This is a genomic window from Salegentibacter maritimus (genome assembly GCF_016236915.1).
Taxonomy (GTDB): domain Bacteria; phylum Bacteroidota; class Bacteroidia; order Flavobacteriales; family Flavobacteriaceae; genus Salegentibacter; species Salegentibacter maritimus.
Map to the genome: position 1 here is coordinate 128,928 of NZ_JAEHOK010000012.1, position 22,858 is coordinate 151,785.

At 34.7% G+C, this 22,858-nt stretch carries 15 protein-coding genes and 1 tRNA gene; 12 read left to right on the top strand and 4 right to left on the bottom strand.

Annotation, left to right across the window (positions count from 1 at the left end; genetic code table 11):
* Nucleotides 1-6: 6 nt before the first annotated feature.
* The 3 genes from pth to I6U49_RS10885 form a co-directional block, all read right to left on the bottom strand.
* Entirely contained in the window at nucleotides 7-636 is a 630-nt protein-coding gene (gene pth, locus I6U49_RS10875; RefSeq protein ID WP_193711500.1) for an aminoacyl-tRNA hydrolase, read from the bottom strand.
* A 224-nt stretch (nucleotides 637-860) separates the two neighbouring features.
* Nucleotides 861-1,514 carry a 50S ribosomal protein L25/general stress protein Ctc gene (locus tag I6U49_RS10880; protein WP_193711501.1) on the bottom strand — a complete coding sequence of 218 codons (654 nt, stop codon included), beginning with the start codon at nucleotides 1,512-1,514 and terminating at the stop codon, nucleotides 861-863.
* A 122-nt stretch (nucleotides 1,515-1,636) separates the two neighbouring features.
* Complete coding sequence (locus I6U49_RS10885) at nucleotides 1,637-2,578, bottom strand: ribose-phosphate pyrophosphokinase (RefSeq protein WP_193711502.1); 942 nt, start codon at nucleotides 2,576-2,578, stop codon at nucleotides 1,637-1,639.
* Between the two features lie 287 nt (nucleotides 2,579-2,865).
* On the opposite strand from I6U49_RS10885, the gene I6U49_RS10890 reads away from it, so the two are divergent.
* From I6U49_RS10890 to I6U49_RS10945, 12 genes are all read left to right on the top strand, one after another.
* The gene (locus tag I6U49_RS10890; RefSeq protein ID WP_232804695.1) at nucleotides 2,866-3,357 is read left to right on the top strand and encodes a CIA30 family protein; all 492 of its coding nucleotides are present in this window, start codon (nucleotides 2,866-2,868) and stop codon (nucleotides 3,355-3,357) included.
* 225 nt (nucleotides 3,358-3,582) lie between these two features.
* Nucleotides 3,583-3,664, top strand: a tRNA-Leu gene (locus tag I6U49_RS10895).
* A 236-nt stretch (nucleotides 3,665-3,900) separates the two neighbouring features.
* Complete coding sequence (locus I6U49_RS10900) at nucleotides 3,901-5,124, top strand: site-specific integrase (RefSeq protein WP_198628679.1); 1,224 nt, start codon at nucleotides 3,901-3,903, stop codon at nucleotides 5,122-5,124.
* Nucleotides 5,125-5,471: 347 nt separating this feature from the next.
* The gene (locus tag I6U49_RS10905; RefSeq protein ID WP_198628680.1) at nucleotides 5,472-5,867 is read left to right on the top strand and encodes a response regulator; all 396 of its coding nucleotides are present in this window, start codon (nucleotides 5,472-5,474) and stop codon (nucleotides 5,865-5,867) included.
* 46 nt (nucleotides 5,868-5,913) lie between these two features.
* Nucleotides 5,914-9,420 (top strand): PAS domain S-box protein, encoded by a 3,507-nt coding sequence (locus I6U49_RS10910; RefSeq protein ID WP_198628681.1) that lies wholly within the window; start codon nucleotides 5,914-5,916, stop codon nucleotides 9,418-9,420.
* A 711-nt stretch (nucleotides 9,421-10,131) separates the two neighbouring features.
* The gene (locus I6U49_RS10915; RefSeq protein WP_193712337.1) at nucleotides 10,132-10,911 is read left to right on the top strand and encodes a LytR/AlgR family response regulator transcription factor; all 780 of its coding nucleotides are present in this window, start codon (nucleotides 10,132-10,134) and stop codon (nucleotides 10,909-10,911) included.
* Between the two features lies 1 nt (nucleotide 10,912).
* Nucleotides 10,913-12,529, top strand: coding sequence for a histidine kinase (locus tag I6U49_RS10920; protein WP_198628682.1), 1,617 nt, complete (start codon nucleotides 10,913-10,915; stop codon nucleotides 12,527-12,529).
* Nucleotides 12,530-12,625: 96 nt separating this feature from the next.
* The gene (locus I6U49_RS10925) at nucleotides 12,626-15,196 is read left to right on the top strand and encodes a zinc-dependent metalloprotease (protein ID WP_193712335.1); all 2,571 of its coding nucleotides are present in this window, start codon (nucleotides 12,626-12,628) and stop codon (nucleotides 15,194-15,196) included.
* A gap of 3 nt (nucleotides 15,197-15,199) precedes the next feature.
* Complete coding sequence (locus tag I6U49_RS10930) at nucleotides 15,200-18,496, top strand: SusC/RagA family TonB-linked outer membrane protein (protein WP_198628683.1); 3,297 nt, start codon at nucleotides 15,200-15,202, stop codon at nucleotides 18,494-18,496.
* A gap of 10 nt (nucleotides 18,497-18,506) precedes the next feature.
* Nucleotides 18,507-19,823, top strand: a complete 1,317-nt coding sequence (locus I6U49_RS10935; protein WP_198628684.1) for a RagB/SusD family nutrient uptake outer membrane protein — start codon at nucleotides 18,507-18,509, stop codon at nucleotides 19,821-19,823.
* A gap of 84 nt (nucleotides 19,824-19,907) precedes the next feature.
* Nucleotides 19,908-20,939 (top strand): hypothetical protein, encoded by a 1,032-nt coding sequence (locus I6U49_RS10940; protein ID WP_198628685.1) that lies wholly within the window; start codon nucleotides 19,908-19,910, stop codon nucleotides 20,937-20,939.
* Between the two features lie 72 nt (nucleotides 20,940-21,011).
* Complete coding sequence (locus tag I6U49_RS10945) at nucleotides 21,012-21,530, top strand: M48 family metalloprotease (RefSeq protein ID WP_198628686.1); 519 nt, start codon at nucleotides 21,012-21,014, stop codon at nucleotides 21,528-21,530.
* A gap of 1 nt (nucleotide 21,531) precedes the next feature.
* Here I6U49_RS10945 and I6U49_RS10950 read toward each other — a convergent pair whose 3' ends face one another.
* Nucleotides 21,532-22,797 (bottom strand): IS256 family transposase, encoded by a 1,266-nt coding sequence (locus I6U49_RS10950; protein WP_262894938.1) that lies wholly within the window; start codon nucleotides 22,795-22,797, stop codon nucleotides 21,532-21,534.
* Nucleotides 22,798-22,858: the final 61 nt, after the last annotated feature.

Below are 22,858 nucleotides of genomic sequence, written 5' to 3' on the forward strand. Positions count from 1 at the left end.
CCCAACTTATTTACCGTTAAATGAATTCATTGTATTAGAAACACCTGCTGTCCCGAAAGATTTCACTAATTCGGATGATTTCTGAAAACGTTCCGGCAACTCCTTTCTCTCTTCCTCATCCCACTCGCCCAGCACGTAGTCTACTTGTTGGCCTTTAGAAAACTCATTGCTAATTCCAAATCTAAATCTATTATATTTTGTGGTATTTAGTGTACTTTGAATGTCTTTTAAGCCATTATGGCCACCATCACTACCTTTAGTCTTTAAGCGAATGGTTCCAAATGATAAATTAAGATCATCGGTAATTACCAATAAATTCTGCAATTCTATTTTTTCCTTTTGAAGCCAGTAATTTACAGCCTTTCCACTAAGGTTCATATAAGTAGAAGGTTTTAACAATATAAAAGTTCGGCCTTTGAACTTAAATTTAGCGACATCACCCAATTTTTCGGTAGAAAAACTCACCTCTTCTTTTTCGGCTATATAGTCTAAAATTTTAAAGCCTATATTGTGACGGGTATTTTCATATTTAGGACCCGGATTTCCCAGTCCTACGATCAAAAATTTCTTCATGGGATCTTGTTCTTCTTCCTGGGGCTTTTTCTTACTAAGTATTTTTCCGAAGAAAGGCAGCATAGCATTAGTTTTGGTAAAGATAAAACTATTAGAATATTTAACTAAATGTTTTTAGCCTATAATCCAGATTTAAAAAAAGCTACTACCAACCCAAAAAGACAATTTCTTATTCCTAAAAAGCTACAAAAGCTTAATTGAAAATAGTCTATTAAGTTTTAAAAAGTATTTAAAATAAAAAAGCATCCTGTACAGGATGCTTTTTTGTATTTGTTGGAATAAAAAGATTAGTTCCCCTCTCCTTCTTTCACTGCAGCAACATCACCTGTTTCAGTAGATGGTACTTCGTCTGCCGCTACTTCATCCTCGTCGTCCTCGTCTAAGGCAACAATATTACGTGAAGTTCTCACCTGGCAAATTACAGTGTTATCTGGATGCTGAATTTCATAAGCTTCATCTTGTACAGCTGTAACATACAGTTTTTGACCAATTTTAAGCTGAGATACATCAGCAGTAATATAATCTGGCAATTCCTGAGCCAAACCTCTTACTTTTAACCTACGTAAGTTGTAACGCAATACTCCACCATTCTTCACCCCTCGGGCAACACCTTCGGTATGGATTGGAATTTCCATAGTGATTGGTTTATCATCACTAATTTGGTAGAAATCTACGTGCAAAATAGCATCTGTAACCGGGTGGAATTGAATATCCTGAAGAATAGCATTAAACTTCTCACTATCTCCAAGTTTAATTTCCACGGTATGCACATCTGGGGTGTACACAAGGTTGTTAAACGAAATTTCATCTGTTGCAAAGTGCAACGGCTTGGCATCTCCCCCGTATAATACGCAAGGAACCTGTCCAGCATTACGCAGGGCCTTTGTGGCTTTCTTTCCTACGCTTTCTCTTTTAGATCCGTTGATCGTAATTGATTTCATTGTTGAAAAATTTTAGGCTGCAAAAGTAGTGCTTTTTTCGCTTCTATAAAACCCTGAATCAAAATTCTTTAAAACAACATTTTAATTCGGGAGTCCTATTAAAAATATAAGCACAAAGGAGTTTACATAATAAATTTAGAACTTATAGATTTATTTTCGTGTACCCTGGTCATTACATCGGCAAAAAGACGGGCACAGCTCACCACTTTAATTTTCTTGCTCTCCTGTTTTAGAGGAATAGAATCTGTAACAATTAATTCCTGAAGCTTCGAGTTTTCAATTCGCTCGTAAGCTTCTCCAGAAAGCACGGGATGTGTACATATTGCCCGTACACTTATAGCACCACGCTCCATCATTACATCGGCTGCTTTAGTTAAGGTACCGGCGGTATCTACCATATCATCTACCAGCACCACATTTTTACCTTCTACATTTCCAATAAGCTCCATATGCGAAATCATATTGGCTTTTGCACGTTGCTTATAGCAAATAACCACATCGCTTTCCAAAGCTTTAGAATATGCATAAGCCCTTTTAGACCCACCCATATCTGGCGAAGCAATAGTTAAGTTGTCCAGGCCTAATTTTTTTAAATGCGGAAGAAATATGGTGGAAGCATACAAATGATCTACCGGCTTTTCAAAGAATCCCTGAATTTGATCTGCGTGCAAATCCATGGTAATAATTCTGGTTGCTCCGGCGGTTTCAAGAATACTGGCAATCATTTTAGCGGCAATTGGCACTCTTGGCTTGTCTTTTCTATCCTGGCGTGCCCATCCGAAATAAGGAAGAACAGCCGTAATATGTCTGGCTGATGCTCTTTTAGCAGCATCTAGCATTAATAACATCTCCATTAAATGGTCTGATCCCGGATGCGTAGACCCTATAATAAAAACCCGGGAACCGCGAACCGACTCTTCAAAAGAAGGTTGAAATTCACCATCACTATACGTGGAGGTAATCACGTTTCCTAGTTTCGCCCCATAAGCTTCTGCTATTTTAGCAGCTAAAGCTTTACTTTGGGTACAGGAAAAAATTTTTGCTTCGGTAGTTACTTCTGGCATCTTGTGTTGTGTTTGCGTATTTTGTGGTACATATGTTGTGAGGGGCCAAATTTATAAATTTATTTTTTCCCGAACAGACTTTGATGGCTTCTACTACCTATTAAAATTTAGAATTTTCACAACAGCCCGGGATTTAAGAAACATACAGCGTAAATTCTCATTAAATTGGTAGCTAAAGAAATACAATTTCATTCTACGGCTCCAATACAGCTAATTATCCTTAAAGCCTTAAATTTAAGGTAAAAATGCTTTATCAGCAATTCCCAATAACCATAACACCACTAATTATGAGCAACTTACTGATTTTTAACTTTAATTCAACTAAAGCTTGGTCGGGCTGGGAAATACAAAATGATGTTGTAATGGGCGGCAATTCTTTTAGCAAACTGGAGCGCAGCAAGGAAGGAAATGCCATTTTTAAAGGTTATGTTTCCCTGAAAAACAATGGTGGTTTTGCTTCCTTGCGTTATCGATTTGCCCTTAAAGACATCAGTAATTATACAAAAGCTTATATTTTATTAAAAGGAGACGGAAAAAATTACCAGTTTAGGCTAAAATCTAATTTAGAAGAAAAGGCTTCCTATGTGTATACTTTTAAAACAACCGGAAATTGGCAAACTGTGCAGGTTCCGTTAAAAGAAATGACTCCCACCTACCGGGGTAGAAGTCTTAACATTGCTAATTTTTCGACTGATGAAATTCAGGAAGTGCGTTTTTTAATTGGAAACAAAAGAGCTGAAAATTTTCGCCTTGAAATGAGCAAAATAGCATTAAAGTAAGGTGTTCTTTAAAACCCTACACCCTATTTCTTTATATCAAATAACAGATTAATGCTTAACTAGCTTATAATGCTTTAGAATAAAAGTTAAAAACAAACCTGGAAACTCTATACATCTTCATTATTTGGGAAAATCAAGGCCGTTATCCCTTATAATTAGTGGTTCGAAAAAAAACTAAAAAAACCGTGTGATAAAGGGAAAATTTTATAATTTTGCCGTCCACTTGCTCGAGTGGCGGAACTGGTAGACGCGCTGGATTCAAAATCCAGTTTCTTCGGAAGTGCGGGTTCGATTCCCGCCTCGAGTACTTTTAAGACTTCAAACAAAACCAAAACCCCGTAAAACTCAATGTTTACGGGGTTTTTTATTTTTTATAATATCAAATAACAACATTTGAATAGGTATTAAAAGTGTCCCATTCGGTGCCCTTTTCAAAAGTCCAAAACAGGTCACCGAATCAACCTTAACATATTGATTTAATGCATTTTACAACTATTTTGTTTAGTTTTTTTTCTTTAGATTTATCATTCAAAATATATCATTATGCAGAACTTATTATCAATTCTCTTCTATATCAAGCGAAGTAAAACTAACAAACAAGGAAAAGTTCCTGTTTATATGAGAATCACCTATAATGGAAAAAGAGCTGAAGTTAGTACCATGAGAAGAGTGGAATTAAACAAATGGAATTCAAAAGCCAATTGTTTTAAAGGTCAATCGAACGAAGCTAAATCAATAAACAGGCATCTGGATATTATGAAAAACCGCCTATACGCTATATTTCAAAAACTTCAGGATTCAGATGAGAATATTTCGGCAGCTGTACTGAAAAATATTTTTATAGGCAATGATGATTCATCGAAAAAGGGAATTCTGGAAATGTTTCAGGATCATAACTTAAGAATGGAAAAACTGGTTAATAAAGATTATTCATTTAGAACACTACAACGTTACAAGACCACAAAAAAGCATTTAACCAATTATATTGCATCCCATTTTAAGACTGATGATTTTCGCGTAAAAGATATTGACATAAAATTCATTAATAGTTTTATTTACTATTTGAAAACAGATCTGAATCTTTCACATAATTCTGCTTTAAAATATCTAGCCTATTTGAAAAAAGTTGTCCGTATGGCTGTGGCCAATGGCTGGTTGGAAAAAGATCCCTTTTACAATTTTAAACTAAAGCGCCAGGTTATAGATCGGGAATTTTTAACGAAAGAGGAAATAATTAAAATAATGGAAAAGAGCCTTAGCATCCGAAGAATGGAACAAGTAAGGGACGCTTTTATATTCTCTTGTTATACTGGATGTTCTTATTCCGATATTGAAAAATTAACTGCACAAAATATTATTAGGGGAATTGATGGTAGCCAATGGTTAAAATTTAAAAGAACGAAAACCAAATCCCTAAGTAGTATTCCACTCTTAAAAGTTCCAGAAGAACTTATTAAAAAATATAAAAACATTACAAATCCCAAGGGCACTCTTTTACCAGTGCTATCCAATCAAAAAACAAATAGCTATTTAAAGGAAATTGCAGATGCCTGTGGAATTGAAAAGAATCTAACTTTCCATGTTGCAAGACATACATTTGCTACGACAATTACCCTTTCAAACGGTGTTCCCATTGAAAGTGTAAGTAAAATGCTTGGTCATAAATCAATAAAAATTACCCAACATTACGCCAAGATTTTAGACGGGAAATTAAGTGAGGATATGAATAATTTAAGAAGCCGAATGGCTGCTGACAACAGCAATTAATTTTTTTCGGCAACTAAGCTATAGATAGTTCCTGTATTGTTTATTGTTTAGTGAATAATATTTTCAATCACACCTTTACATAAATTCCCTCAAAGCAAAATAAAATAATCATTGATTATTAAAAATCAAAAAGATTTAAACAAAGAGAAATCTCCAAGGAGAAAGAGTTTTTTTTCTAGAAACTTAAAGCATTCCCATGACAGCCAAATATCTAATTTTTAATGCAGAATTTTGAAATTTCCCTGTTAATAATATAATTAATTTTAATACTATCAGTTTAGGGAATAACCTAGTAATCCTTATTATTGATAAACTAAATTTATTGTTCACGCCCCAAAAAACCTGATATGCACCCTACACAAAAAATTTGCATCTTAGCTATTGATGACAATGCTATAAACCTTCTACTAATTGAACGACTTATTAAAAAGACATGTCCTGATGCCACGGTATTAAGCTGTAAGAATGGAGAAGATGCTATCCAAAAGTTTAAAGAAAACAAAGTAGATCTTATATTTCTAGATATTGAATTACCTACCATAGATGGATTTGAAACCGCAAGACTAATAAGAGAGTGTGAAACGGATGGTGGAAGAGCACAAATTATAGCGCTAAGCGGGTATAAAAAAGATCAATTAGAAGAAATAGGAGATATTATGTATATGGATGGATTTTTAAGAAAACCTATAAAATTACCACTATTGGAAGAGATTATAAAGAAGTTCATTACTGTAGGAATATAGTATTCATTTTAAACAAATTTATAGCACGACAAATTTAATATTGAAAATGAATAAACCTGAAGAAACTAGTAACGAGAGTGCCAGATTAAGAGAGTTAGATGCTTATAATATTGAAACCGCAGCGAGAGAAGACGATTTTGATTTCCTAACCAAAATGGCTGCTCAAATTTGTCATACCAGGATATCGCTTATAAGTCTGATTACAGCAGATAAACAATTGTTTCTCTCTAATGAAGGTTTAAAAAGCAGCGAAACCTGTAAAGAAATTTCCTTTTGCGCTCATGCCGTAAACCATCCTGATAAATTATTTATAGTAGAAAATGCGCAGGAAGATGAGCGTTTTAAAGATAATCCTCTGGTCACACAAGAACCTTTCATACGTTTTTATGCTGGCGTACCATTGGTTAATGAAAATGGACATGCACTAGGCACCTTATGTGTTATAGATTCTGAACCTAAAATTCTAGGTAATGAGCAAAAAAAATTATTGAGTAGCCTCGGAAACCAAGCGATGAAGCTTTTAGAGTTAAGAAAAAAGCAAATTCAAGCCAGTAATATTAATCAAGAACTTAGGAAAAATCTTGATTTATTGGAAGAAACTCAGCAAGCTAATAAAATTGGGGGTTGGGAGCTGCATATAGGAACGGGAAAAACAATTTGGACAGAATTTGTTTATCATATTCACGAGGTGTCTTTAGATTATGAATTTGATAAAAAAAGTGCAATAGAATTTTATCATCCTAACGATAGGGCAAAAATTAGTAAAGCAATAGAGGATACCATAGCAACTGGTAATCGATTTGATGTAACCTGCAGGTTAATTACAGCAAAAAATAATGAGATTTGGGTAAGAAGTACAGGCCGTAAAGTAGGAGATAAATTGATTGGAAGCTTCCAGGACATTACAGAATTTAAGAAAAATGAACTCAAATTTAGAGGAATTTTCAATTCCACATTTACACTTATTGGCTTTTTAGATCTCGATGGAACACTACTGGAAGCCAATGAGACCGCTTTAAAAGTTGCTAATCTTCAACCAGAAGATGTAATTGGCAAACCTTTCTGGGATTGTTACTGGTGGCAGATATCGGAAGAAACCAAAGAGGAGTTAAAAAGAAATTTTTACAAAGCTGCAAAAGGTGAAATGGTTTCTTACGAAGTGAAGGTATGGACTGCAAACAAAATTTCCACTACTATACTTTTTAGACTCAAACCTATATTTGACGACCATGATAATGTTGTTTATGTGCTACCAGAAGGAAGTCCGGTGCAGGATATTGTGGATGTTAGACAGCGGTTTAAATCTGTTATTGAAGGCACCAATGTGGGCACCTGGGAATGGAATGTCCAAACGGGTGAGACTATTTTTAATGAAAAATGGGCAGAAATTTTAGGTTATACTTTAGAGGAACTACAACCGGTAAGTATAAAAACCTGGACTGGACTGGCACATCCAGATGATCTTATAGAATCCAATCATCTATTAAAGAAATGCTTCCAAAAAAGAGCCGAGTTTTACGAGTTTGAAAGCAGAATGAAACATAGAAATGGCGATTGGGTTTGGGTCATGGAGCGAGGGAAGGTATTTGAATGGACGCATGATGGTAAACCATTAAAAATGTACGGGACTCTCCAGGACATCAATCAACGTAAAAAATACGAAGAAGAATTAAGAGTAAGTGAAGAAGCATTTAGGGGAAATTTTGAAAATGCAGCCATAGGTATGGCTTTACTTAATGAAGAAGGAAAATGGTTAAAAGTTAATGAAAAAGTCTGTGAAATCTTAGGTTATACAGCTGAAGAACTGATGCAACTTACTTTTCAGGATATTACCCATCCCGAAGACTTAGATAAAGATTTAAATTTACTTAAGGAAGTAATTGAAGGTAAACGAACGAATTATAATTTGGAAAAAAGATATTTTCATAAAAATGGAAATATTGTTCATATAATTCTCGCTGTTTCAGTAGTAAGAAATCATAGTGGAGCCATTCTTTATTTCGTATCTCAAATAATTGACATTACTGCAGCAAAGAAACATACCCAGAAATTAAAATATCAGCAGAATTTACTAAATGCCTTGTACGAATTATCACCTATTGGTATTGCTCTTAATGACTTTGAAACGGGAAAATTTAAGGATGTTAATAATAAGTTGATTGAGCCTTCTGGTTATACTCGAAAAGAATTTTTGAATTTGAGTTATTGGGATTTAACCCCCATAGAATATGAGACCAGAGAGAAAAATGCACTCAAACATTTGGAGGAAACAGGAGTGTACGGACCATTTCAAAAAGAATTTAAACGAAAAGATGGATCTAGATACCCGGTTCTTTTACGGGGAGTGATGGTGGAGGATCTCAATAAAAATAAATTCATTTGGTCTTTTATTCAGGACATAAGTAAAGAGAAAGAAGCAGAGAAAAAGTTACAGGCAGCTCTTTCCAATCTTCAGGCTGTATTAGATGCAAGTACTCAAGTAATTATCATTGCAACTAACAAAAAGGGCTTAATCACTCATTTTAATTCAGGGGCAGAAACTGCATTAGGATATAAGCAGGAGGAAGTACTCGGGAGATTAACTCCACTATCTATTCATGAAAAGCAGGAAATTAGGGATGAAGCAAAAAAAATTGCTGATAGTAATCGAAAATTCTCAGATTTTGAAGTACTTACTCACGAGGCTCATAAAGAAAAATCTGGGGCTAAAGAATGGACCTATATTAGAAAAGATGGTAGTAAGTTTACTGTTCTATTATCAGTAACTGCTATTAAAAAAAACGATAAAATTACAGGCTATCTTGGAGTGGCAGTAGATATTTCAGAATTAAAAAGGGTTGAAACTGAGATTAAATCTTTGCTTGACATCACCCAGGATCAAAACAACCGCTTAAAGAATTTCGCTCATATTGTTTCCCATAATTTGAGATCCCATAGCTCTGGAATTATTGGCCTATTAGATGTATTAGAAACCGACCATCCAGAATTGAAAAGTAATGAGCTTTTTATAATGGTTAGTCGTGGCGCAGAAAATTTGCAACAAACCGTGGAAGATCTTAGTGATGTAATATCAGTTAGCTTCAATAAAGCTAATCTACATACTGTCAATTTGCATGATGTGATCGAAAAAAATATAGATAGCTTATCCAGTCAAATAAGAAATGCAAAAATAAACATTGAAAACTTGGTTGATCTAAACGCAAAAATTAAGGGGGTTCCTGCTTATATAGAAAGTATAGTTTTAAATTTCATCACTAACGCTATCAAATATAGGTCACCTGAAAGAAATAGTTATTTAAAAATTTACAGTACTGTTAAGAAAGATAAAACAATGCTATTCTTCAAAGATAATGGTCTGGGAATGGATTTAAAAAACCACGGAGACCGTTTGTTCAAAATGTATAAGACTTTTCACAGCCATGAGGATTCTAGAGGTTTAGGATTATTCATTGTTAAAAACCAAATAGAAAGTATGAACGGAAAAATTGAAGTGGAGAGTCAAGAAAATATTGGTACAACTTTTAAAGTCATTCTATATAATGAAAAAGATTAATTTTGCATGCGTCATAGAAAGTGATCCTTTGCATCAAACAATTACTTAAAACACTTTAAACCCACCGGCCCTGCAACTAATTTAAAACATTCAAACACGGCAAGAAAGTTTATGATCTATATCGTTCCCTTTTTAGCGTGGAAGAGTACAAATTAGAATTAATATTACTTGATGAAACCTATTAAACTAAATCAATTAAAAACCGTGAAAAGTAACACTGATCACTGAATTTTTTTAAAAAAACGCCATCTTCATTTCTTACTAATTCAAAGACTATAATTTATTCTAAAGATAAGGCTTTAGACAAAGTAATTAGAACCTACAAAATTTCAATTTTTAAGAATCGATAACAATAGATCGCAAAATGTGTATAGTTAATCTAGAAATTACATGAAAGCATTTACCTCATCAAGTTAACTTATTCTCATTCCGAAGAGTCACTCCTTTTTAGTATACCTCTAGACAAAAAGGTCCCTTCTTATAACATTGGTTTTTAAGAAAGGTTGCATCAGATGAAACTCCTTATTTACAATAGAAATTTCATTAGATTTCTCTTTTATATTTTTGCTCTAAAAAAGATTTCCTAATTTCGCAAGCTTATCCTATAAGGATGAGAAAGATAACAGCTTTATCAAAACATTATTCAAAATCACTCTATTTAAAAATAGAATGTACCAAATGCATGTTGTTATTAATTAATAGGCGAAATTTATGGAGGTAGTTATTATTGAAGATGAAGAATTAGCTGCAGATTCTTTAGAGAGTTTGTTATTAAAAACACACTATAATTTATCTATCAAAAAAAAATTAGGAAGTGTAGAGCAAGCTTTGGAATGGTTTAAAAACAACACCTGTGATCTAATATTTAGCGACATTAGCCTTGGGGATGGTGAAAGTTTTGAGATTTTTGAGATTTTAAAGATTGACATCCCAATTATATTCACTACTGCCTTTAATCAATATGCTATCCAATCTTTCCAATTTAATGCTATTGATTATTTATTAAAACCCTATGAGAAAGAAAAATTAAATAGAGCTTTAGAAAAATTTTTTAGTTACAAAAATCAGACTTCTTCTGCCAGTGAAAGCAAAAATGAACTGGATAATTTAATTGCCCAATTAAAAATAATTCCAGAAATAAATCAGAAAAAAACACGCTTTCTTGTTTCTAAAGGCGAAGAATTAGTTTCCATAAGTAGCGAGGATATAGCCTACTTTATGGCTGAAAATAAATCGCTTTTTTTATGTAAAAAAGACGGTGAAATTTTTCTATATGATGACACCATATCCAACCTTGAAAAAAAATTAGATCTAAAAGATTTTTTTAAAATAAACCGAAAGTTCATTGTTCAACACAACGCAATCAAATCAATAGTAAAATATAGCCAAAATAGACTCAAATTAGAACTACATCCATTGCCCAATACCCAGGATCCAGTTTTAATAAGTGCTAAAAACATTCAATCCTTCAAAAGCTGGTTAAATAATTAGAATGAAGTCTTATAAATTTCTACACCAGTTCCAAAAGCACCAAAAATATTTCTACGCTAGCTTAATATTGATTTTCTTTTTTTTTGCTGCAAGTGCTGTAATTACACCAAAAATAACTTTGGTAGCAGAAAGCCTATTGGAGGATGTGATTCACGAAAGCCTTAATTCAAAAAAGAATAGTATTAAATTTGAATTCAATAATCTCAATAATTTTCTGATATACTCGGAAAATCTGATTAAAAACTCTTCTAATACTTCCTATAAGGAGTTAGAAAAAAAATTAACTTTAATAAAAGATATAGCTCTTTTTTCCGATCTCATTTCAGATAGTTTTCTTTATGTAATGACCCCCAATGGAACTAAGAGTATTGAATCCTCCAATTTCACAAATGAATCGTTTAAACTAAGAAAAGGCATATCAAAGGATTTAGATGTTTCGAACTCTCCTAAATTTATAGATACGGTTATAGCATCCACAGAGAATGTTATATATAGGAAATCTTACATGCAGAATCAAAGTGAAGATACTATTCTGGTTGTAGGATATGATATTGATTTATTGGCTTTCTGGAAAAATTTTTCAGAGAACAATGTCGCACGAATTGGTTATACTGTGGTTACAGATAGCCACGGCATCTGTCTACTGCATCCTGAAACAAAATTTATTGGAAAAAAGCTGAATCGATATTTTAATAATGTTTCGATCCAAAATATTCTTAATAATGAAAATACATCACCGGGGATTCGTCTAAAAGATGAAACCACATCGCAGTATTTAAATTTAGAAGTAAGACGTTATTTTGACAAAATTGTAGTAGGTAACAATTCGTTAATTGTAATCGAAAGTTTTCCATTAGATATGGTTTTAAAAGAAAAAACTGAACAGATTCAAGATTACTTTCTATGGATTAGCTTACTTGCTTTTATAATTTTTATGCTATTATTTCTGGTCTCACGGTATCAACTTAAGGAAGAATTTCTTGAAAATCTTCAAATAGTTGAAGAAAAGGAAAAGCTAATAAATGCCAATGAAAAGTATCAAAAGGAGAATGCAGTTTTACAGCTTACCCAATTGAAAAAGAAGATAAACCCCCATTTTCTCTTTAACAGCCTTAACTCCTTGCATATTCTTATTGATTCCAAACCAGAATTATCAAAAGAATTTGTTATTAAACTAGCAGATGTTTATCGATACCTCCTTGAAAACAAGGAAGGCAATTTAATAACCGTAAAAAAAGAAATCACCTTTTTAAAACAATATTTCTTTCTTCATGAAATTCGTTTTAAAAAAAGTATAAATGTGACTATAAATAACACCTGTAAAGACGAAAGCATTCTATACAAGAGGATTCCTTTCCTAGCACTTGAAATACTAGTTGAGAATGCTATTAAGCATAATGAATTCACCAAACATCATCCATTAAATATAGAGATTCTTATCGGAAGTAGTAAAATTCAAGTTATGAATAACTACGTCCCTCGTAAGCTCAAGAATTCGGAAAGCCACAAAATAGGATTAAACTATTTAAAAAACTCGTACAAATATTACAATGTAAAAACCTTTAAAACAGAGATTTCTGACGGAAAATTCATTTGCCACCTCCCTCTATTAACGTAAACTTAAACTTCACTCCATAAATTGCTGAGTTCACTCCATTTGATTTTTATTAACATCTCATTTAATAGAATTTTAGCATTAATTTAATCTTATTTTATGGAAAAAATTTTATTGAAAGGTAGGACAGTATATATAATTTTAGTACTCTTTCCTTTATTCGTTTTTAGCACCAACATTTTTGCTCAGGATAAACCAAACGAAAAGGCTAATGAGAAAAAAACGCAAGACGAAGCCAATAAAAAGAGTGATTCCATAACTAAAGAAGATAAAGAATTATCCTATCAAAAGTTTCTAAAAGATGGGAACCTTAAGGAAGGACTATTCAATATTTACAATTTAAAAGGCGACTACTATTTCGAAATCCCGGATTCTTTAATTACCAAAGATCTCTTAATAGTAAATAAAGTTTCAAGTGTGCCCTATGCATTAAATGGTCACGGATTAAATAAAGGAATGGCTTTCGAGACTAAACTTATACGGTTTTACAAAGACACCTTACATAATAAATTATGGGTTAAAACTATAAACCCAAGAGTACAATCGCCAAAATCAGATGCCATTACGCGCTCAGTTCAGGCAAACTTCGGAGAATCTATTATAGAAGAGTTTGACATCAAAACGCAAAATACCGACTCTACCTCTTCTTTTATCAAAGTAAATAAGATTTTTAATGGGAAGAAAAAAAGCTTTAGTGATGTCCTAGCCAACACTGGCTTGGGAGGAAGCATTAAAACAGACCTTTCAATTCTAGAAGAAGTCAAGTCCTTTCCTAAAAATATAGTAATAAAGGCACTACTTTCCACTTCCGTAAGTGAAGGTGGAAGCCCAGAGTTACCATTATCAATTGGTGTTACTACAAACATTGTTCTTCTTCCCTCCAAAATTATGAAGCCAAGGTTTGGAGATAAGCGTATTGGCTATTTTTCTACGCCAATGGAATACTATTCTGATATACAACAGCAGGTAGAATCCCGGGACTTAATTACAAGATGGAAATTGGAACCAAAAAAAGAAGATATTGAAAAATATAAAGAAGGAATACTGGTTGAACCTAAGGAGCCTATAGTTTATTATATAGATCCATCTACCCCACCACAATGGATTCCCTATATAAAAAAAGGTGTTCTAAATTGGAATGCTGCATTTGAAAAAGCAGGTTTTAAAAATACAATTCAGGTTAGAATTCCCTCAGAAGAAGATAAAGACTTTGATATAGATGATGTACGGTACTCCGTTATCACTTATGCAGCTTCCGAAAATCAAAATGCAATGGGGCCTTCTATTGTTGATCCACGAAGTGGGCAAATCTTAGAATCAGACATTATATGGTGGCACAACCTTATGAAAGGTTTGCATTCCTGGATACGCGTTCAAACTGGTCCTATCGATCCTGAAGCAAGGCCTAATACTTTTTCAAACGAATTAATGGGAGAGGCAATTCGGTTCGTTTCATCTCACGAAGTGGGTCACACGTTCGGTCTTAAACATAATATGGGTGCCTCATTCAGCTATCCTGTAGATTCCTTAAGATCAAAAAGTTTTACTTCCAAAATGGCGGGAACAGCACCGTCTATAATGGATTATGCTCGGTTTAATTATGTAGCCCAACCGGAAGATAGTGTGACAGCTATTACTCCCGAAATCGGTGTTTATGACAAATACGCTATTGAGTGGGGCTACCGATGGCTTGAAAATAAATCTTCCCATGAAGAAATCCCGATTTTAAATCAGTGGATTCGTAGACACGAAAATGACCCTCAATATTTTTATGGACCACAGCAAGCTGAGGTAGTTGATCCAAGATCTCAAAGTGAAGACCTAGGAGATAATTCAGTAAGAGCCAGCGAATATGGGTTAAAGAATTTAAAGCGAATTGTCCCGAATATTCTTGCCTGGACCAAGGAAGATGGCAAAGATTATTATAAGGCTTCAAAATTATACAAATCCGTAATAGATCAGTGGGATTTATACAATCATCATGTTATGGCTAATATTGGAGGAGTGTATCTCAACAATACTGTTTATGGTGATGGGAAAGACACTTATGAACCTGTACCCGCGACTCTACAAAAAAGCGCTTTAAATTATTTGATTAAAAACGGGATAACACCACAAAAGTGGTTATTTACACCCGAGATTATAGACAAAGTATTTGCAGTACGAGATGCTCCAGATGGAGAACGCTATTACTCTCCTGTTTCCATGTTACGCATTTACCAGACCAATTTAATCTACGATTTATTAGGTACAGACAGGCTTATGAGGATTACAGAAAATGAGATCCTGGTAAATAAGGGTGATAAAGTCTTTACAGAACAATATTTATTTGATGAACTATTTGATGCAATTTTCGAAAATACTAAAAAGGGGAAATCATTAGATATGTTTGAAAGAATCACTCAAAAGAATTACGTGGATGTCTTGACTGTTGACAGAAATAAACTGCTAAAAAAAACAAAAGAAAATGTGCTCTCCCAAAATTCAAAACAATTTAAAAATATCCACTTTTCATACATCCCCCGTGTTTCCGATGTTGCTACGAGTAAAAGAGCTGCACTGGAAGATATTCTAAAATTACTAAAAAAGAAAAAGAAAAGAGGTGACCGCATTACTAGGGCACATTACCGCGACCTTATCTCAAGAATCGAGTATAATTTGAAGAATTAGAAAATGAAGAATCTCCTATACCTATTGATCTTAATTCCAACTTTTCTGGCAGCTCAACAAAACCAAAAACTGGTAAGTGGAACTGTAATCGATGCGACTATGAATATGCCAATTCCAGGAGCTTCGGTATATATTTCCTCTTCCTTGGTTGGAAACCAGGCGAAGCAGGAAGGTGTTCTGGAAGGCGCCATGCTAGGAACCACAACAGATTTTGACGGTAACTTTGAGTTAAAAATCAACGATAATATCAAAACGCTAATGGTTTCTTATATGGGATATGAAACCAAATCAGTGGATGTCTCCAAATCATCTACAGGTTTAAATATTATTCTTGAAGCAAGTTCGGAAAATTTAACTGAGGTACTTATAACCGGTTATCAGAAAATTGAGAAGCGCAAAGCTACTTCCTCCTATTCTACAATTGATGTATCAGAAATTCAGCAAGCAGGAGTACCCACAGTAGATCAGATGCTCACTGGACAACTTCCGGGGGTTCTTGTTCAACCCACCAGTGGTGCGCCCGGTGCACCTTCAAAAATCTCAATTAGAGGAACAGCCACATTAAATGGTTCTTCAGATCCCCTTTGGGTTTTGGATGGTATTCCGCTAGAAGGAGAAGATATTCCGGCTGATTTTCGAGATAAGGACAATATTGACAATTTACAATCCTATCCGATAGCAGGGCTAAACCCTAATGATATTGAAAGCATTACTGTTTTAAAAGATGCAGCGGCCACCTCAATTTATGGTGCGAGAGCAGCAAACGGTGTAATTGTGATTACCAGTAAAAATGGAAAAAAGGGCAAAATGCGTATTAATACCAATGCCAATGTTTTTGTAACGCAAAAACCTGATTATAGCAAATTAAACCTGATGAATTCTTCCCAAAAGGTAGACTTTGAACTCTTTTTGGCAAGTCGGGAAGATCTTCAATATCAAAAAGAGCGCGGTGATGTTGCCAGAATATTAAATTCTTTTGATGAATACAATACTTTTCAAAGTGACGGTTTTTCGGCTATTTCTCCAGAAGCACAAAACGCCATAAACAACCTAAGAACTAATAGTACTAATTGGGAGGACCAATTATACCAAATGGCGGTGAACCAACAGTACGGTCTAAGTATTTCAGGAGGTAATGATAAGAACGATTATTATTTTTCTACAGGTATTTTTGATGAAAAGGGCGGAACTATTGGTACCGGCCAGCAGCGATTCAACATTACCTTAAAAAACAACTTTTCTCTAAACGACAAGCTTAAAGTAGGAGTGGCCTTATTTGGAAACCAGAATAAGACTTTTTCCTACATCACTGGTGCAGATTCTTATACAAATCCTGCCTATTATGCCAGGAACGCGAATCCATATCTAAAGCTAACCGATGATGAGGGAAACTATGTCTATGACCCAGATTTGGTGGAACGTTCAGATCTCAACCTTAATTATAATGTTCTTGAAGAGCGCAAAAACACCAGTCACGATTTAGCGGCAAATTCCCTAAAATCAATTTTCAACATAGATTATGAACTAAATAGCGATCTTCATTTCTCTACACAATTAGGTTTACAATTGGATTTCAATAAAACGGAAAAGTTCAGCGACAAAAACAGTTATTATACCCGCAAGTACAGGCAAAGATCTCAATACAGCACTCCAGAGGGTGATAGTTACTACATGCCTGAAGGAGGAATTATTCAGAATTGGAATAAAGAAGCTTTTCAATATAATTGGAAAACAACCGCCAATTACAATACTACCTTCAACAATCTCCATGAACTGGATGTAATGTTAGGCACAGAGTTCAGAAGAAATAAAACAAATCAAATTCATACTAAAGGATTCGGTTTCAATCCTAACACCTTAACAACTGTTCAGATAACCGATGATAGAGCCTTAGAAAACTCATTGTTTGATCCCTACCAAAAAGGTTCTAATGAGAATGCCTTTACATCGTTTTTCGGTACGGCATCCTATACTTATGATCGAAAGTATACTATCTTCAGCAGTTTAAGATATGACGGATCTAATCTCTTTGGAGTAAACCCAGAGTTTCGTTATCTGCCAATTTGGTCGCTTGCGGGTTCATGGAAAATAGACGAAGAGAGTTTTATGGCCGATCTGGAGTTTGTAAGCAACCTGAAACTTAGGGGTTCTTACGGGATTCAAGGAAATATAGACAAATCAACATCCCCTTTTGTGTTGGGTAGTTATGGTAATGTCTCAATCTTACCAGGTATGAATGAAGAAATCATTCAAGCCCTGGGAGCTCCGAACCCAGATCTAAGGTGGGAAAAAACAACTTCATCAAACATAGGGCTTGATTTGGGATTGTTAGATAATCGGATTTATATAACCGGTGATTATTATTACAAAAAAAGTACCGATTTGATAGGGCTGAAAGCGGTGCCCCTGGAGAGTGGGTACAATTTCATCAACACTAACTGGGGCACCATAAGTAATCGCGGTTTCGAACTGGCAATTAATACCATGAATGTTACTAATCCAAACTTCAAATGGACTAGCGGCTTCAATATTGCCCATAATAAAAGCGTAGTAGAAGATATAGCAATTAGGAAAGAAAATTTCAAACCCTCTTTACAAGGTTATAGCGCAAATGCCATTTTTGCTATTAAGACAGCTGGATTAGATAGTAATGGACTACCAGTGTTCCTAAAGGATGGCAAACAAGTATCTGCCGTAGATTTTTATAATTTAGAACAAGCCACAGACGGCAGCCAGTTAACCCGAGAAGAACATAGGAATCTGTACTCCTATGTTGGTGACGGAGCACCAAAATTTAGTGGAGGTTTCAGAAATACTTTTCAATACAAACAATTTGACCTTAGAATACTTAGCAATTTCAATTTAAAACAAACAGTGCAGGCCACACCAAGCTACTACCCTACTCTAGCACAACCTGGTAATAATTACAGTACCGAAATTTTAAATGCGGGCACTGGTAATTTGCCTGCACTTATTGGCGCTAATTCTCCAGGGTTTAACACAGATTTGGTTTACAACTGGTACAATTCGTACGATGTAGGAAAAACTTACGATAACTTGGACATCTGGGTAAAGGATATTTCTTATATCCGCATTAGCAGTATTAAACTAAGTTATGCTTTTCCGAGAAAACAATTAGAAAACTTAAAAATATCAGGACTAAGCTTAAATATAGAAGGCCGAAACCTATTAGTCTTCGGAAGCAATTACGATGGTTATTTTGACCCCGAAACATTTGGAAGCCTCTATGCCCAACCAATCCCAAAAGTAATCTCAGGAGGGTTTAACCTTACCTTTTAAAAAAATTATTATGAAAAAACTAATATACCTTTCTATTACAGTATTACTGTGTTTTTCCTGTAATGATTATTTAGATATAAAGCCGGTAGGCCAGGTCATTCCGACGTCAGTAGAAGATTACAGAAGTTTTTTAACTTCAGCCTATTCAATTACACATCTCAATAAAATATTAACAACTTACAGAGGTGATGAATTACAGATCACTCCAGAAAGCCCCGGGGTAGAGCAATATGAAGATATTTATACTTGGAATGATGAAAATCCAAGCCCATTAACACGACAATTTCCTTATGGTAGCTTTTACAATGTTATTTTTTATTGCAATCATGTTATAGAAAACAAAGATAATATAGAAGGAGATGCTGAGACCATCGATGAGTTGGTGGGTGAAGCTTTTGCTCTTAGAGCTATGCAATATTTTGAACTTGTAAACCTCTATTCTAAACCATTTAATCTTGCTACCGCTGAAGGGGATCCAGCAGTCCCAATTGTTACTAAGTATGAAACCGAAGTAGACTACCCGACAAGCACAGTAAAAGAAATTTATGACTTCATTCTTGAAGATCTAAAAATGGCTGAAAACCTAATTTCTGTAGATAAGCAATCTACAGGTTTTAATTATCGGTTTTCCAGGGTAGCTGTAAAAGCATTTAAAGCCCGTGTCTTTTTATATCTGGGCGAATGGCAGGATGCGATCGAAAACACGGAAGCGGCGTTGACAATAAATTCCGAATTACAAGATTTGAATACTGATATGTCTGCTATGCCCTCGGAATATAATTCAATAGAATCCATACTGGCCTTGGAAACAGTTGCATCTTTTGACATCGCAACAAACGCTACGATTTCTGATGATTTGATCAATTCTTACAATCAATCTTCAGATTTACGTTTTGATCTTTATTTCAAAGAAACGGCCACAGAAAGATACAGAAGTAAAAAAAGCAAGGATAATAAATTCAAGGTTAGCTATAGAACTTCAGAGTTGTATTTAATTAAATCGGAGGCACTTGCCAGGCTGGGGCAAACTGAACTTTCTAAAACGGTATTATTGGAGTTTGCTCAAAACAGGTATACACCAGAAGGATTCGAGTCCTTCAAAACGAATATTCAAGAATTAGATCAAGAAAACCTACTTATTGTTATTTCTGAAGAACGTCGCAGAGAATTCGCTATTGAAGGCCATCGTTGGTATGACTTAAGGCGAACCACTCAACCAGAAATTACAAAGAGATATGATAATCAGACTTATACTTTAGAAAAAAATGATGATAGATATATAGTCCCCATTCCCAATGATGCAATAATAAACAATCCATTTTTATAAAAAAATAAAAATCAATAAGCCGTTGCTATCTTGCGGTTTGCTCTTAAAACGAAAAGATAAAATAACCCTTTAAACAATTACATAATGAAAAAAACGTATTCAATTATTTTAAGCATTTTTGTGGTAGCCATTACGGCAATTTCCTGTTCCAAAGACGATGATTCTACACCTCAATTATCTTCTCTTGCCGAAATCACTGATTTCACGCTAGATTTTGAAGGTATAAGTGCAGATGATATCCACTATGATCTGGGAACTGATATTGCAGTAAGCGTTCCTTTTGGCACTTCTCTATCAGGTGTAATTCCAAGTATTTCAGTTTCACAAAATGCCACAATTTCTCCAGCTTCAGGAGAAGCAATTACTTTTGAAGACGGAGAAGCTAAAACTTTTACCGTAACTGCGGAAGATGGTTCTATAAAAGATTACACGGTTACTATAAATATTCGTGGAGAAGTAGGAAGTGGTTCCAAACTTGAAACTTATACCCTTACTGATATGTTTGGTGAAAACTCTGTTAGTACTTATACATACAATGACGCAAATTTTGTAGAAGAAATCTCAAAAGAAATCAATGATTTTGGTGAAACTTCTAACATTACTTATGCTTTTGAGTACAATGATAAAAACCAAGTTATATCTAAAAGTGTAGATGCCACAGATGAGAAAACAGTTTATACTTACGAAAATAATAAGATCGTAAAAGCTGAGTACACAAAAGAGGGAACTGCCATTTATACTTTCAACTACGAGTATAAAGAAAATGGGGATTTAGCTTCTGAAAAACGAATAGATCATGAGAATGACGATTCTGTTGATGAAATCAAATTTGTTATAGAAGATGGGAATGTGGTTGAAGAAGATAGATATGGAGAGGTTTACGTTGCCACGTATGATGAAAAAAACAATCCTTTCATAGGGATGTATCCTACGGCTTACGCAGCAATTAATATAGGAATACAGTCTGTAAACGTGAACAACCCTATCAGTGGGACTCTTGCAGATGATACTATCACTTATGAGTACAATGAAGATGGATATCCGGTTAGCGCTTCGTACACATATTTTGATGGCTTAGCCACGGTAGATAAAACCTTTACTTATTACTCTGAATGAATTAGCCTTTAGTTTTCATTTTGACCATGAAACAAGCACTCTATTAGGGTGCTTGTTTTTTTAATATTACCAATGAAAAATTACATCCTATTTCTATTCTTAATTATTTCTTCCTGCAATAGTACCACTTCACAAGTAGAGCCGTTAGCCAAAGACGAGGAACAATTTTTGAATAGAGAAAACAAAATAATAAATTTATACACCACCGCAGCGGTTCCGCTATTTAACGACTATAAATGCATAAATATTCCTGCCAAATTACAAGTTGATGAAAAGGACTATTCCATCAATGCTGGAGCTGCGATAGATTATATTGAAATAAGTAGGGGGCTTATAAATTTGGAAAGTAGCACAATTCAACTTTTTGTATTAGCACATGAACTTGCTCATATAGCCACACTTATCCAGGCAAAAAGTTTTGGTCTTCCTGGGGAGATTCCTGCTGGTAAGAGAACTAATGAATATAAAAAAGCAGAATACCTGGCAGATTTAATAGCCTTCCATTTAATCTTAAAACAAAGACCAGAAGATTTTAATTTTTTAAAATCAAACTTTAGTTTTTTAATTAGTTTACTAGGTAAGGGTCTGTAAATTAAACTCTGTCTGATGTTTCAATTCCTCTGGGGCTAGCCCCAGAGGAATTGGCGTTTATGTCCAGCGGTATCCGGTCTCCAAATTTAATATAAAATTGCTGAATCGTAAGGCTCCAATTATGCAAAGGAGCGGTCCATTTCTTCTCAATGTTTCGTGTGGCCAGGTAGACTAGCTTTAGCAGCGACATATCAGTGGTGAAAGCACCCTTGGTTTTGGTAACTTTCCGGATTTGCCGATGGAAGCCCTCTACGGCATTAGTGGTGTAAATAATCTTCCTAATGGGTTCTGTATACTCAAAATACTGGGATAGCTGTTCCCAGTTACGCTGCCAACTTTCAATAACTACAGGATATTTATTACCCCATTTCCCTTCCAGGTTCAATAGCTCATCTTCGGCTACATCTTTAGTGACAGCCCTATAGACCTTTTTCAGGTCTTTCATAAACTCTTTTTGATCTTTAGAGGCAATATACTTCAATGAATTACGGATTTGGTGTACAATACAAAGCTGAACCTGAGCCTTTGGATAAACGCTTAAGATGGCTTGTGTAAAGCCTTTGAGATTATCTGTACAGGCTATTAAGATATCCTGTAATCCACGGTTATGAAGGTCGGTTAAAACCTGTAGCCAGAAATTAGCACCTTCGCTCTCAGAGATATACATCCCCAGGATTTCCTTTTTCCCTTCTTTGGTAATACCCAGGATGTTATAAAGTGCTTTGTGGGCAATCTTTCCATCCACTTTAACTTTATAATGCATGGCATCAAGCCAAACAATACAGTAAAGGGGTTCTAAAGGACGACTTTGCCAGGCTTTGATATCAGGAATGATCTGATCGGTGATCTGGCTTAAAACCGTATGGGAAATATCGGTATCGTACATTTCTTTGATATGACCCGAGATGTCACGGTAGCTCATTCCAAGTCCATAAAGACCGATAATTTTTTCTGAAAGATTATCAGCCAGAATCGTCTGTCGCTTTTTAACCAGTTCCGGTTGGAAGCTACTTTGACGGTCTTCAGGGGTTTCAATGTCAAAAGAGCCAAAGCCACTTTTAAGCTTTTTCTTTCCCTTGCCATTGCGTTTATTCCCTTTGGAGCGTTCATCACTACTTAGATGAGAGTCCATCTCTGCCTGAAGGGCCTTCTCAATAACGTTCTTGAGCATCGGTGCAAAAGCACCGTCTGCACCAAAAAGGCTTTTGCCTGACATGAACTGGTCAAGCACCTTTTTCTCGAATTCTTGTTGTTCTTTTGTTGCCATAATTCTGTATGAATGAAATTAATAAATAATTCAATTCAGACAGAGTTTATTTTACACTCTC

Bases quoted from the DNA above. Each gene is read 5' to 3' on its own strand.
- pth (WP_193711500.1), bottom strand. From the start codon at position 636: ATGCTGCCTTTCTTCGGAAAAATACTTAGTAAGAAAAAGCCCCAGGAA.
- I6U49_RS10880 (WP_193711501.1), bottom strand. From the start codon at position 1,514: ATGAAATCAATTACGATCAACGGATCTAAAAGAGAAAGCGTAGGAAAG.
- I6U49_RS10885 (WP_193711502.1), bottom strand. From the start codon at position 2,578: ATGCCAGAAGTAACTACCGAAGCAAAAATTTTTTCCTGTACCCAAAGT.
- I6U49_RS10890 (WP_232804695.1), top strand. From the start codon at position 2,866: ATGAGCAACTTACTGATTTTTAACTTTAATTCAACTAAAGCTTGGTCG.
- I6U49_RS10900 (WP_198628679.1), top strand. From the start codon at position 3,901: ATGCAGAACTTATTATCAATTCTCTTCTATATCAAGCGAAGTAAAACT.
- I6U49_RS10905 (WP_198628680.1), top strand. From the start codon at position 5,472: ATGCACCCTACACAAAAAATTTGCATCTTAGCTATTGATGACAATGCT.
- I6U49_RS10910 (WP_198628681.1), top strand. From the start codon at position 5,914: ATGAATAAACCTGAAGAAACTAGTAACGAGAGTGCCAGATTAAGAGAG.
- I6U49_RS10915 (WP_193712337.1), top strand. From the start codon at position 10,132: ATGGAGGTAGTTATTATTGAAGATGAAGAATTAGCTGCAGATTCTTTA.
- I6U49_RS10920 (WP_198628682.1), top strand. From the start codon at position 10,913: ATGAAGTCTTATAAATTTCTACACCAGTTCCAAAAGCACCAAAAATAT.
- I6U49_RS10925 (WP_193712335.1), top strand. From the start codon at position 12,626: ATGGAAAAAATTTTATTGAAAGGTAGGACAGTATATATAATTTTAGTA.
- I6U49_RS10930 (WP_198628683.1), top strand. From the start codon at position 15,200: ATGAAGAATCTCCTATACCTATTGATCTTAATTCCAACTTTTCTGGCA.
- I6U49_RS10935 (WP_198628684.1), top strand. From the start codon at position 18,507: ATGAAAAAACTAATATACCTTTCTATTACAGTATTACTGTGTTTTTCC.
- I6U49_RS10940 (WP_198628685.1), top strand. From the start codon at position 19,908: ATGAAAAAAACGTATTCAATTATTTTAAGCATTTTTGTGGTAGCCATT.
- I6U49_RS10945 (WP_198628686.1), top strand. From the start codon at position 21,012: ATGAAAAATTACATCCTATTTCTATTCTTAATTATTTCTTCCTGCAAT.
- I6U49_RS10950 (WP_262894938.1), bottom strand. From the start codon at position 22,797: ATGGCAACAAAAGAACAACAAGAATTCGAGAAAAAGGTGCTTGACCAG.